Origin of the sequence: Lactobacillus nasalidis, assembly GCF_016587775.1 — a bacterium.
In the GTDB taxonomy this organism is placed as follows: domain Bacteria; phylum Bacillota; class Bacilli; order Lactobacillales; family Lactobacillaceae; genus Lactobacillus; species Lactobacillus nasalidis.
The window spans coordinates 1-12,087 of record NZ_BOCG01000239.1; the positions used below are offsets into that span (position 1 = coordinate 1).

Genomic DNA, 12,087 nt, shown 5'->3' on the forward strand with positions numbered 1-12,087 from the left:
AACAAAGCAGGCGGAACTAGCTGCCGCTCAAGCAGCATTGGCTGCCGAAAAAGAAAAGCTGGCTCCACTTGCTGCTGACGCTGAAGCAAAGCAGGCAGCCTTAGATGCCGCTGATGCTGCTTTGAGTCAAGCCCAAAGCCTTCTTGCAAAAGCCAAGGCGAGTCTCCTTTCTGCCCAGCAAGCAACTGCAGAAGCAGAGAAGACATTGGCAGCTGATGAAGCTGCTGACAGTAGCGCGCAGCAGGCAGCCGCTGATGCAGCTAAGGAAGCTGAAGCCGCGCAAAGCAATCTGGCTAGCGTAAGCAAGTTGGCTGAAGAAAAGGCTGCAATTTTAGCTGAAGCCGAGAAGGCTGCTGCCAGCGAAAAGGAAAAGTTGGAGGAACTCAAGTCAGCCGCAGACCAAGCTGCTCAAGCCGCTCAAAATGCACTTGCATCCGCTCAAGCTGCTCAAAACAAGCTGGTTGCTGCCCGCAAGAAAGTTGCGGACTTGAAGGCCGTTCAAGCTCAGTTAGAAGCAGCTAATGAGGCTTTTGAAGCAGCTAAGCAAACTTTGGCTCAGGCTCAAGCTGACCTGGCAAGCAAGCAGGCAGATTCAGCAGCTGCTGCTAAGGCAAAGGAAGCTGCCGATACTGCTCTTGCTGAGGCTAAGAAGCACCTGGCAATCTTGGAAGCTTTGGAAGAAGCCAATAAGCCGAGTGAAACGCCAGCGACACCAAGCGAAACGACTCCGAGTGAAACGCCAACGACGCCAAGCGAAACCACCCCGAGTGAAACGCCAACGACACCAAGCGAAACCACCCCGAGTGAAACGCCAACGACACCAAGCGAAACCACCCCGAGTGAAACGCCAACGACGCCAAGCGAAACGACTCCGAGTGAAACGCCAACGACACCAAGCGAAACCACCCCGAGTGAAACGCCAACGGCACCAAGCGAAACGACTCCGAGTGAAACGCCAACGACACCAAGCGAAACTACTCCAAGCGAAACGCCGGTGACACCAAGCGAAACCACTCCGAGCGAAACGCCGGTGACACCAAGCGAAACCACTCCGAGTGAAACGCCGGTGACACCAAGCGAAACCACTCCAAGTGAAACGCCGGTGACACCAAGCGAAACGACTCCAAGTGAAACGCCAACGACACCAAGCGAAACCACCCCGAGCGAAACGCCAACGGCTGATGAACCTAGTGAAAGTCCGGCTGACTCCGGTGAAACTGAAACCATCGTAATTCCAGCTGGCAAGAGTGATGCTAAATCGGCTGGTCAAGTTCAGGCTTCCCCGATTTCTTCACAAAAGACTGCTCCAGCAAGCTCGTCAATTAAGACGGCAAAGACTCAAGCAGCTTTGCCGCAAACCGGTGAGAGCGAGAATAAGTCCGCCTTCTTTGTAGGGATTATGGCATTACTTGCCAGTGTAGGTCTTTTCGCCTTTGGCCTGCGTAAGAAGAACGAAAAGTAGAAACGAAAAGAAAGCCATGTTTGACCTGGCGGTCATTTTGGCGAAAAAAATAGGCAGCTCTTAGAGCTGCCTATTTTTGTTGAGCTTTTTGCCAAAAATAAAACCTGGCAGATCAATGATCTGCTAGGCTTGTTTCGTCACTAGACACGGGTAACTTTACCAGACTTCAAAGTCTTGGTTGAAACCCAAACGCGCTTAGGCTTGCCGTTTACAAGAATGCGAACTTTTTGAAGGTTTGGCTTCCAAGAACGACGTGATGAGTTCAATGAGTGTGAACGCGTGTTACCAAAAGTGGTCTTCTTACCGGTTACGAAATCTTTTGCCATGCTGCTAAACCCCCTTTACATGTTTTGTCATACTATTAGACTTTACCATAAACTTTCGGCTTTTTCAATTATTATTTTGAAAAGTATTTTCCAGAAAATAAAGTCCTTAGGGTTAGCTTTTTATCTCGTTATGATAAAATAAGGGTGTATATTGGAAATAAGACGGAGGATAAACATGGCTGTTAAAATCAAGACAAAGTATGGTTTGATTGATATTTCAAACGGTGTAATTGCAACTGTTGTTGGTGGTGCAGCTACGTCTAATTATGGCGTTGTCGGTATGGCATCCAAGAATGCCATCAGAGACGGGGTCGACAGTATTTTGAGCCGGGCAAACTACAAGCGCGGCGTCGTGGTTAAGTCTGACGAAAACCAGGTAACTGTTGATGTCTATATTATTGTTGGTTACGGCTTGAAAATTTCTGAAGTAAGTCGTAATGTACAAGACAGTGTCAAATATAACTTAAGAAGCCAGCTGGGGATCGACACCAAGGCGGTCAACGTCATCGTTCAGGGTGTGAAGGTTCTCGACGACTAGGTAAGTGGAGGATTCAATATTGGTTTTAAGTGAAATTAGCAGTAAAGAATTTAGAGACATGGTGCGGATTGCTTCTCACCGTATGAGCAAGAACGTGCAATTCGTCAATGATCTAAATGTTTTCCCAGTTCCTGACGGCGACACTGGCACGAATATGAATCTCACGATGGAAAGCGGCGCCAAGGCCGTTTCTGAAAACGCAAGCAGCAGCGTCGGCGACTTGACTGAGAGCCTGGCCAGAGGGATGCTGATGGGGGCGCGCGGCAACAGCGGGGTTATCACTTCCCAGCTTTTCCGCGGCTTCTACAAGGCAACCCAAGGCAAGACCACTTTGAACGCCCAGGAATTGGCAAATGCCTTTAGCAATGGTGTAGCTACTGCCTACAAGGCTGTGATGAAGCCGGTCGAAGGGACCATCTTGACTGTGGCCCGCGTCGGTGCTCAAGCAGGTGCTAACAAGGCAAATGAAACCAGCGATGTTGAAGAAGTAATGAAGGCTGTCGTTGAAGGGGCCAAGGAAGCTTTGAAGAGCACTCCTGACCTGCTTCCGGTTCTTAAGCAAGTCGGCGTGGTTGACTCTGGCGGTCAAGGGCTGGTCTTCATCTATGAAGGCTTCCTTGAAGGCTTACTGGGTGAAAACTTCGATGACAAGTACGTTCCAGACGCAGACGACATGAATTCCTTGATCAACGCTACCCACCATCAGGCGGTTCAAGGCCAGCTGGCAACTTCAGACATTGCCAACGGCTACTGTACTGAAATTATGGTTGATCTGAAGGCTGACGTGCCTAACAAGAAGCCTTTCGACTTGGAAGAATTCAGAAGCTACTTGTCAGAATTGGGTGATTCTCTGCTGGCAGTTTCTGACGGTGAAATTGCCAAGGTGCACGTACACACCGAATACCCAGGCAAGGTCTTCCTTTACGGGTCACAATTCGGCCAGCTGGGCAAGATCAAGATTGATAACATGCGGATCCAGCACGAAACGATCGTTGACAATGAACAAGAACAGCAAGAAAGCGTTGATTTTGCAGTGATCGCGGTTGCTTCCGGCAATGGTGTCCGCAAGCTCTTTGAAAGCGAAGGGGTCAACCGGATCATCTCCGGTGGGCAAACCATGAACCCTTCAACTCAAGACATTATTGACGCTATCACCAAGTCCGGCGCTAAGCAGGCGATCATTTTGCCTAACAACGGCAACATCATCATGTCTGCCAAGCAGGCAGCCGAAGTTGCTGAAATTCCAGTCGGCATCGTGCCGTCCAAGACCATTCAGCAAGGTTTGACGGCGATGCTGGCCTTCAACCCGGAAGCCAGCGTTGACGAAAACGTTGAGGCCATGAGCGACGAACTCGGTTCAGTCAAGTCTGGTGAAGTGACCCGGGCAACGCGGGACACTGAAATCAACGGAATTGAAATCCACAAGAACGACTTCATTGGTATCGTTGACGGCACGATCATGGTTGATGACCCTGACTCAATTGCCGCTGCTGTTGCCATGACGGAAAAGATGCTGGACGAAGATTCTGAAATCATCACTGTTATGTACGGCAGCGATGCAACTGAAGATGAAGCCCAGGCAATCGTTGACCGTCTGGAAGCCGCTCACGAAGATGACGACTGCGAATTCGAAATTCACGATGGCGGTCAGCCGGTTTACAATTTCTTGATTTCTGTAGAATAATGACTTTAAACGAAGCAATTTTCAGACCGGTGACGGCCTTGAAGGGCGTCGGGGCCAAGACGGCCGAAGGGCTGCAGTCTTTGGGAATCTACAGCGTCTATGACCTGCTTTTCTACTTTCCTTACCGCTATGACGAACTGGAAAATCTGCCGCTGGACCAGCTGGAAGACGGCCAGAAAGTCATGCTGAAGGGGATTGTCGCGACCACGCCTTACCAGAATTATTTCGGCTATCACAAGAGTCGGGTTAGCTTCAAACTGAGAATTGATCATGATGTCATCATGGTCAATTTTTTTAACCAGCCGTGGCTGACCAAGCAGCTGAGCGTGGGTCAGGAAATTGCCGTCTACGGCAAATATGACCTAAGAAAGCAAAGCCTGTCGGCCTACAAGCTTCTGGCCAGCAAGAAGGATGACGACGACGGCATGGAGCCGGTATATTCCGTCAACCGGCAGGTCAAGCAGAAGAAACTGCAGACCCTGATCGATCTGGCAATCGCGGAAGGGCTTTCTGGCCTAGGCAACGCAGTGCCGGATGATCTGCGCGAGCGCTACAAGCTTTTAAGCGACCATGACCTGGTCTTGGCCATGCACCATCCCAAAGACCTGGCACAGGCCAAAGAAGCCAGGCGCAGTGCGGTCTTCAGAGAATTTTTCCTCTTTCAGATGCAGCTGGCGCTGATGTCCAGCAAGAACAAGAGCCACAGCGGCTATCCGAAAAAGTATGATCTTGAAGAAATCGGCAAGCTGACCAAGTCCCTGCCGTTTGAATTGTCCCCAGATCAGAAAAAAGTGATCAACGAAATTTTTGCCGACATGTTTGTCGACCGGCAGATGCAGCGCCTGCTGCAAGGGGATGTCGGGTCCGGCAAAACAGTGGTGGCAGTTTTTGCCATCTACGGGGCGGTGACTGCTGGCTATCAGGCGGCTTTAATGGTGCCAACTGAAATCCTGGCCAGCCAGCATTTTCACAAGATTACGGCCATGCTGGAAGATTTCGGCGTCCGGGTAGCTCTTTTGACCGGGTCGACCAAGACCTTGGAACGGCGGGAAATCTACCGGGAGCTGGCTGATGGCAGCATCAATGTGGTCATTGGCACTCATGCCTTGATTCAAGAGCAGGTAGTCTTCAAGAAGCTGGGCCTGGTGATCATTGACGAACAGCACCGGTTCGGGGTAGCACAAAGACAGGCCCTGATCAACAAAGGCGACCGGCCGGACGTTTTGGCCATGACGGCCACGCCAATTCCGCGCTCGCTGGCTCTGACCGTATATGGGGATACTGCCTTGTCGGAAATCCGGCACCTGCCTGCCGGCCGCAAGCCGATCCAGTCTTTTTGGAAGACGACGAGCCAGCTGGACGAAGTTTACGCTTTGATGCGCCAGCAGCTGGCAGAGGGCTTCCAGATTTACGCGGTGACGCCGCTGATCAGTGAATCGGAAACGGTTGACTTGGAAAACGCGGAAGCTTTGCAGGAACGGCTGGCCGGCGACTTCCCAGGGCAGACTGTCGTTCTGCTTCACGGCAAGATGGCCTCAAGCGACAAAGAGGAAATCATGGACCGTTTTGCTGCCGGGGAGATCGACATCCTGGTGACCACGAGCGTGATTGAGGTCGGCGTTGACGTGCCCAATGCCAACTTGATGGTGATTTTTGACGCTGACCGCTTTGGCCTCAGCCAATTGCACCAGTTGCGCGGACGGATCGGCCGGGGACAGACGCAGAGTTACTGCGTCTTTCTGGCCGATCCCAAGACAGAAGCCGGTAAGAAACGGATGAAGATCGTAGCCGAAACTACTGACGGCTTCAAACTAGCTGAAGAAGACCTCAAGATGCGGGGAGAAGGCGACTTGTTCGGCAAGGCCCAGTCTGGCTTGCCCGAATTCCGCACAGGCAGCATCGTCAGCGACTACCAGGTTATGGTTGTTGCCAGAGATGAGGCCAAACGGATCGTTCAGGCTGATCCGGACTTAAAAGCAGAAAAGTTGGCAGACCTGCAAGCTATGATAGAATATAGTAAACTTGTACAAGCGAGAGCTTAGTCCAGATAGAAAAAGAGAATACCGATGAGAAAAATCGCGATTGATGCTATGGGCGGGGAAAAGGCGCCTGAAGCTATTGTAGAAGCCGTCTTAAAAGCCAAGGCGGAACTGAAGGAAGACAAATTCATCTTCTTTGGGGACGAATCCAAGCTGCGGCAGCTTTTGCCGGAAGCCGACGAACAAATCGAAATCGTTCCGACCACGGAAGTTATTTTGGATGAGGATGAGCCGGTCAAGGCCATGCGGACCAAGAAGGATTCCTCAATGGTCGTGGCGGCCAACTGGGTCAAGGAAGGCAAGGCCGATGCTTTGCTGTCCTTAGGCAATACCGGGGCGCTTTTGACCTGCGGGATCTTCATCATTGGCCGGATCAAAGGGGTCGCCCGGCCAGGCCTGATGCCGACGATGCCGGTTGAATCTTCAGACGACGGCTTCAATATCATTGACGTCGGCGCCAATGCATCAAGCAAGCCGGAATACCTGCTGCAGTGGGCTGAAATGGCAGCTTACTATGCAGAAAAGGTGCGCGGCGTTGCTAAGCCGCGGGTTGCCTTGTTAAACAACGGAGCCGAGTATGACAAGGGCGACGACCTGCACAAGGAAGTCTACCAGATGCTCAAGGAGAGCTCACTGAACTTTACTGGCAACATTGAAGGCCATGAATTGCTGCAAGGCAAGGCCGACGTCGTGGTGACTGACGGCTTCACCGGCAATGCGGTTTTGAAGAGCATTGAAGGCACGGCCAGCGTGATCATCCACATGCTCAAAGACGGCTTGATGAACAATGGCGTCAAGGCCAAACTGGGCGCCTTGCTGGCCAAGGATGCCTTGAAGTCAGTGGCCAGCCGCTTTGACACGGCCAAGTACGGCGGGGCGGTCCTGCTCGGCTTGAACTCGCCAGTAGTCAAGCAGCACGGCCGCTCTGATGCCCGGGCCGTCTACTACGCGGTCAAGCAGATCGACAAGATCTTGGCTGAAGACCTGGTCGGTACTTTTAAATCTGAGTTTGCCAAATAAACTATTGGAAAGAACTGCCCGACGGGGCAAGATTATAGGAGAAATAACAATGACTGAAGCAGAAATTTTTGACAAGATTGCCACTTTGATCGCTGACAACTTCCAGCTGGACAAGGACAAGATCACCATGGACACCGACTTTACCAAGGACCTGGATGCTGACTCCATCGATCTGGTTGAATTCATCATGCAGCTTGAAGACGAATTCGGTGCTGAAATTCCTGATGAAGACGCAGCCAAGATCACTACTGTTGCTGACGCTGTAGCTTACATCAAGAGCCACCAGGGCTAAGCCGGCCAGCAAAAATCACAATATTGCAAAAAGCATTCACTGACTGAAAGGCAGTGAATGCTTTTTTGGCTGACTTTTGAAAAGGTTTTTCAGAAAGATATTGATTTAGTACGTTAAAACGTGCATCATAATAAATAACAGGCTAAAAGTTTGAAAAGATGGAAAAAGATCGACGCCGCGCTTTTTCCAGCGGCGGTGAGGAGAGAAAATGCCGAAACTGAGCGAGGCCCGCAAAAAGGCCAATAAAAAATGGGATGACAAGAACAAGGCCAGAAAGAACTATATCGTCAAGCGGTCGACGGCCAAAGGCTTCATTTTAAATCTGGCCACCGAAGAAGATCTGGATTTGCTGCAGACCTATATCAATGCCAGAAGGGCTGCTTTGGCCGACCAAGTAAAGAGCGGAACTTGACAGGGCGGAATTATTAAATTCACCAAATCTGGTAAAATAGGCTTATCAAACGTGTAGCAATTTAGCAAAAGGACTCTTGAGCGATGAAGAAATTAACAAAACTGACAATTTGCCTGCTGGCAGCCCTGAGTTTGGCGGCCTGTTCGCAAAAAACGGGCAAAAGCAAGCAGGACAGCAACAGCGGGGCTGAAGATGCCATGCAGTTCCCTGTGGCTACCAGCTTCGCCAAAACCAAAAAAGGGGGCAGCATCCGGGTAGCACTTGAAACTGACACGCCGTTTACGGGGATTTTCGCGGATGAACTGGCTGATTCGACGACAGACGCCACGCTGTCTCAGTTCGGCTCGGAATCTTTATTCGATACCGACAACAGCTACAACATTACTGACAGCGGGGCGGCGACTTTCAGCCTTGACCGGCAGGCCAAGCAGATCACCATCAAAATCAAAAAAGGGGTCAAGTGGTCTGATGGCCAGCAGGTCGTGGCCAAAGACGTTGAGTATGCCTATGAGGTGATCGCCAACAAGGCGACCAGCAGCTCGCATTACACTTCTTCTTTGCAGGACGTCGTCGGTTTAAAGGAATACCATGACGGGAAAGCCAAGACGATCAGCGGGATTGAAATGCCGGACGGGGAAAACGGCCGCAAGGTTGTGATCCGCTTCAAGCAGATGCACCCGGGGATGCTGAAGACGGGGAACGGCTACTTTTGGGAATCGGCCCTGCCTTACCACTACCTAAAGGCGATTCCTTTCAAGAAGCTGCGGACCTGCGTGGAAATTCGCAAAAGGCCCTTGTACTTTGGCCCATACAAGGTGCAGACGATTGAGACCGGGCAAAAAGTCGTCTGGACGCGGAACAAGTATTACTGGCGGGGCACACCGAGCTTGAGCAAAATCACGATCTCCATCATTTCTCCCAAGTCGGTGGCTACCGCGATCAAGGAGAAGACCTACGACATCATCGAAGTGGTCAACTCCCAATGGAAGCAGATTAAGAGCACCAAAGACTACAAATTTGTCGCTAATATTCCTTTGACTTACAACTATTTGGGCTTCAAGCTGGGAACTTGGGACAAAAAGACCAGCAGCGTCAAAATGAACAAAAACGCCAAGATGGCCAACAAGTCCTTGCGCCAGGCAATCGGCTACGCGATGAACGTCACGCAGATCGAGCGCAAGTACACTTCCGGTTTGACCTTCCGGATCAAGAGCTTGATCCCGTCGCAGTTTGGCGACTATTATGACAGCAAGAGCAAGGGCTATCCTTACAATCCTTCCAAGGCGAAGAAGCTCTTGGACAAGGCTGGCTACAAAATCCGCTCTGGTGAAAAATACCGGCGGGATCCGCAGGGCCACAAGCTGGTAATTCACCTGGCGGCAATGACCGGTGACTCCAGCCAGAGCAAGATCATTAGCAACTACATCAAAAAATGGCGTGAGATTGGCTTGAATGTCAAATTGACGACCGGCCACCTGCTGGAGTTCAATACTTTTTATGACATGCTCTTCCAGGACGACAGCCAGATCGACATGTTTATCGCCGGCTGGACGCTTAACAATGAGCCTTCGCAAAACGGCATCTATGGGGCCGGAACCCCGTATAACCTGGAGCGTTTTGCCACCAGCACCAATACCAAGCTGCTGGAAGCGATGGACTCAGACGCGGCCTTCAACCTCAGCTACCGGATCAAGACCTTCAAGCAGTGGCAAAGATACATGCAGGAACAGGCCTTCGTGATCCCGCTGACGAGCTCATACAAGATTACCGCCATCAACAAGAAGCTGGTCAACTTCTCGCTTGAACCGGCAGAAATGAACAACAGCCATCCTTTGTGGTACCAGGTTGGCTATAAGAAATAAGCGTGAAACTCTGTTTTGCCAGTTTGTCCGGCAAGACAGAGTTTTTATTAGAAATGGTTAAAATATCAGCCCCCAAGGCAGGCTTTTTGATATAATTTTCAGTGTTACGAAAGGATGTATAGTTCATGGTCTCAACTAAATTTATTAAAATGCTGGATGAAAAGTACGGTATCCGTTTCAAGGACCCGCGCTTGCTGGAGGAAGCTTTTACGCATTCTTCCTTCGTTAATGAAAATCCAGGCAAAACTTTGGGGAATTACGAAAAATTGGAGTTCTTGGGGGATGCAGTGCTGGAGTTCACTGTGTCGGACTACCTTTACCGGCACTTCAAGCAGCTGAATGAAGGCGAACTGACAAGACTGAGATCAAACATCGTCCGCACTGAAGGCTTTTCCAAAGTGGCCTTGGACTGCGGCTTTAAAGAAGAAATCAACCTGGGCGTTGGCGAGGAAAAAGCTGGCGGCCGGGAACGCAAGGCCCTGCTGGAAGACGTCTTTGAAGCTTTCAACGGCGCCTTGTTCCTGGACCAGGGGATCGGCGAAGTAGAAAAGTTTCTTAAGCAGACGGTCTATCCGCTGATTGCTGCCGGCTACTTCACGCCTTCCAGAGACTTCAAGACCGATTTGCAGGAACTTTTGCAGCAAAACGGCAGCGTGACCATCGAATACCAGGTCTTGAGCGAGAGCCAGCAGCCCTCGCACTTTGAAGTCGAAGTAACGGTTGACGGAAAGAAGCTGGCCAAAGGAGAAGGCCGCAACAAGAAAAAAGCTGAGCAGGACGCGGCGCGCCATGCTTTGGAGCGTCTCAGCCAGGGAGGTAAATAGTGCCCTTAACAAGTTTGATTTTGGACGGCTTTAAATCTTTTGCCGACAAAACGGTCATTGATTTTACGCAGGGGATCACCGGGATAGTCGGACCCAACGGCTCGGGGAAAAGCAACATCACCGAAGCCATTCGCTGGGTCATGGGTGAAGGCAGCGCCAAGTCCCTGCGGGGCCATAACATGAAGGACGTTATTTTTGCCGGCAGCGAATTCCGCAAGCCGCTTAACCGGGCCGAAGTGACGATGATCTTTGACAACCGCCAGCATGAGCTGAATTTCCCGGCTGACCAGGTGGCTGTCACCCGGCGGATTTTGAAGTCCGGAGACAACGAATACCTGATCAACCAGCAGTCTGTCCGGCTGCGGGATGTCCGCGGCCTGTTTTTGGACTCGGGAATCTCGCAAAACAGCCTGGCGATCATTTCCCAAGGCCGGGTGGACCAGATCCTTAATTCCCAGGCCAAGGAGCGGCGGGGAATTTTTGAGGAAGCCGCTGGCGTTTTGCACTTCAAGCAGCAGAAGCAGCAGGCCCAAGGCCAGCTGGACACGACCAATGACAACTTGATCCGGATCAACGACCTGGTCAACGAACTTCAGACCCGCCTTGAGCCCCTGCACGAGCAGAGCTCCCTGGCCCAGGAATACCAATTCCAAAAGGCTGCTTTAGACGCCGATTTGAAGACGCTGCTGGCCTTTGAAATCGCGGATCTTGGCCAGGAAGAAGAAGAAGTAACCGCGCATTTGAACAAGAGCCAGCAGCTGCTGAGCCGGCTGGATGATGAAGTCAAACAGTCCCAGGCCAAGCTGGCGGCCAAAAGACAGGAATTCCAGCTGGAAAGCCAAAAGCGCGACCAGGTGCAGACTGAGGTGCTCAAGCTGACCAACCGCCTCTCAGAGATCAACACTTCACTGCAGGTTTCCCAGCAGTCGCGGCAGTTTGACCAGGCAACCCGGCAGGAATATGAACGGCAGCTGGCTGAATTGCAGGCAGCTTTAGCCGAGAATGAAACTGAAATCGCCAAGCTGGCTGACCAGGACAGCGAATACTCTGGCCAGCTGGACCAACTGGCCGGAGAGCGCCAGAAACTGGCTGACCAGCTCAAAGAGGATCCAGCCAGCTTGAAGCTCAAGCTGGAGGATCTGCGGGGACAGTACATTCAGACCCTGCAGGACCAGACCAGCGCCAACAACCAGCTGGTCTATCTGGAAGGCGAGATCAAGCGGGCCGGCGAGAGCAAGGACCACCGGCTTGACGACGCGGCGGGCCAGCTGGCTAAAAGCCGCGAGGAACTGGAAACTTTGCGGTCAAAGGGGCAGAAACTGCGCCAGGAAAATGACCAGCTGCAGGCTGACCAGCAGGCAGCTGCTGACCAGCTTGGCCGGTTGACTGCTGACCAGCAGCAGGCCCAGCAGAAACTGCAGGCCGATTTGACTAATTTGCAGCGCTTAACGGCCCGCCGGGACGCGCTGGTAAACATTCAAAAGCGGCATGACGGCTACTACGCCGGGGTCAAGCAGGTCTTGAACCAGCCCGGCCAGTTCCCGGGGATCATCGGGGCCGTTGGGGAACTGCTGACCTTCCCGGCTGAACTGGAGGCGGCGATGACGACCGCCCTTGGCGGTAGCGTG

11 protein-coding genes are annotated in these 12,087 nt (G+C 51.8%); 10 read left to right on the forward strand and 1 reads right to left on the reverse strand.

Going from position 1 to position 12,087, the window contains the following annotated elements; all coding sequences use genetic code 11:
• A partial coding sequence (locus tag lacNas_RS14170; RefSeq protein ID WP_244661418.1) for an LPXTG cell wall anchor domain-containing protein occupies window positions 1-1,462 on the forward strand: 1,462 nt, incomplete at its 5' end.
• Between the two features lie 140 nt (window positions 1,463-1,602).
• On the opposite strand, the gene rpmB is transcribed toward lacNas_RS14170, so the two are convergent.
• The gene (gene rpmB / locus lacNas_RS03920) at window positions 1,603-1,788 is read right to left on the reverse strand and encodes a 50S ribosomal protein L28 (RefSeq protein ID WP_008459817.1); all 186 of its coding nucleotides are present in this window, start codon (window positions 1,786-1,788) and stop codon (window positions 1,603-1,605) included.
• 175 nt (window positions 1,789-1,963) lie between these two features.
• Between rpmB and lacNas_RS03925 the strand changes: the two genes are divergently transcribed.
• From lacNas_RS03925 to lacNas_RS03965, 9 genes are all read left to right on the forward strand, one after another.
• Window positions 1,964-2,326 (forward strand): Asp23/Gls24 family envelope stress response protein, encoded by a 363-nt coding sequence (locus lacNas_RS03925; protein WP_201332072.1) that lies wholly within the window; start codon window positions 1,964-1,966, stop codon window positions 2,324-2,326.
• Window positions 2,327-2,345: 19 nt separating this feature from the next.
• Window positions 2,346-4,010, forward strand: coding sequence for a DAK2 domain-containing protein (fakA, locus tag lacNas_RS03930; RefSeq protein ID WP_201335938.1), 1,665 nt, complete (start codon window positions 2,346-2,348; stop codon window positions 4,008-4,010).
• The gene (recG, locus tag lacNas_RS03935; protein ID WP_201332074.1) at window positions 4,010-6,052 is read left to right on the forward strand and encodes an ATP-dependent DNA helicase RecG; all 2,043 of its coding nucleotides are present in this window, start codon (window positions 4,010-4,012) and stop codon (window positions 6,050-6,052) included. The genes fakA and recG overlap by 1 nt, the downstream gene beginning before the upstream one ends.
• 24 nt (window positions 6,053-6,076) lie before the next feature.
• A complete protein-coding gene (gene plsX, locus lacNas_RS03940; RefSeq protein ID WP_201335937.1) occupies window positions 6,077-7,069 on the forward strand; it encodes a phosphate acyltransferase PlsX in 993 nt (330 codons plus the stop codon).
• A gap of 49 nt (window positions 7,070-7,118) precedes the next feature.
• The gene (gene acpP, locus lacNas_RS03945; protein WP_201330913.1) at window positions 7,119-7,361 is read left to right on the forward strand and encodes an acyl carrier protein; all 243 of its coding nucleotides are present in this window, start codon (window positions 7,119-7,121) and stop codon (window positions 7,359-7,361) included.
• A 208-nt stretch (window positions 7,362-7,569) separates the two neighbouring features.
• On the forward strand, window positions 7,570-7,773 hold the full coding sequence (locus lacNas_RS03950; protein ID WP_201330914.1) for a hypothetical protein: 204 nt from the start codon (window positions 7,570-7,572) through the stop codon (window positions 7,771-7,773).
• 83 nt (window positions 7,774-7,856) lie between these two features.
• Window positions 7,857-9,635: an oligopeptide ABC transporter substrate-binding protein gene (locus lacNas_RS03955; RefSeq protein WP_201330915.1), complete on the forward strand. Its 1,779-nt coding sequence runs from the start codon at window positions 7,857-7,859 to the stop codon at window positions 9,633-9,635.
• Window positions 9,636-9,760: 125 nt separating this feature from the next.
• A complete protein-coding gene (gene rnc, locus lacNas_RS03960) occupies window positions 9,761-10,459 on the forward strand; it encodes a ribonuclease III (protein WP_201330916.1) in 699 nt (232 codons plus the stop codon).
• Window positions 10,459-12,087, forward strand: a 1,629-nt coding sequence (locus tag lacNas_RS03965; protein ID WP_201346618.1) for an AAA family ATPase, incomplete at its 3' end; no start/stop codon positions are given. The genes rnc and lacNas_RS03965, both read left to right, overlap by 1 nt.

Coding starts and splice junctions, on each gene's coding strand:
- lacNas_RS03950 (WP_201330914.1), top strand. CDS start 7,570: ATGCCGAAACTGAGCGAGGCCCGCAAAAAGGCCAATAAAAAATGGGAT.
- recG (WP_201332074.1), top strand. CDS start 4,010: ATGACTTTAAACGAAGCAATTTTCAGACCGGTGACGGCCTTGAAGGGC.
- lacNas_RS03955 (WP_201330915.1), top strand. CDS start 7,857: ATGAAGAAATTAACAAAACTGACAATTTGCCTGCTGGCAGCCCTGAGT.
- rnc (WP_201330916.1), top strand. CDS start 9,761: ATGGTCTCAACTAAATTTATTAAAATGCTGGATGAAAAGTACGGTATC.
- rpmB (WP_008459817.1), bottom strand. CDS start 1,788: ATGGCAAAAGATTTCGTAACCGGTAAGAAGACCACTTTTGGTAACACG.
- lacNas_RS03925 (WP_201332072.1), top strand. CDS start 1,964: ATGGCTGTTAAAATCAAGACAAAGTATGGTTTGATTGATATTTCAAAC.
- plsX (WP_201335937.1), top strand. CDS start 6,077: ATGAGAAAAATCGCGATTGATGCTATGGGCGGGGAAAAGGCGCCTGAA.
- acpP (WP_201330913.1), top strand. CDS start 7,119: ATGACTGAAGCAGAAATTTTTGACAAGATTGCCACTTTGATCGCTGAC.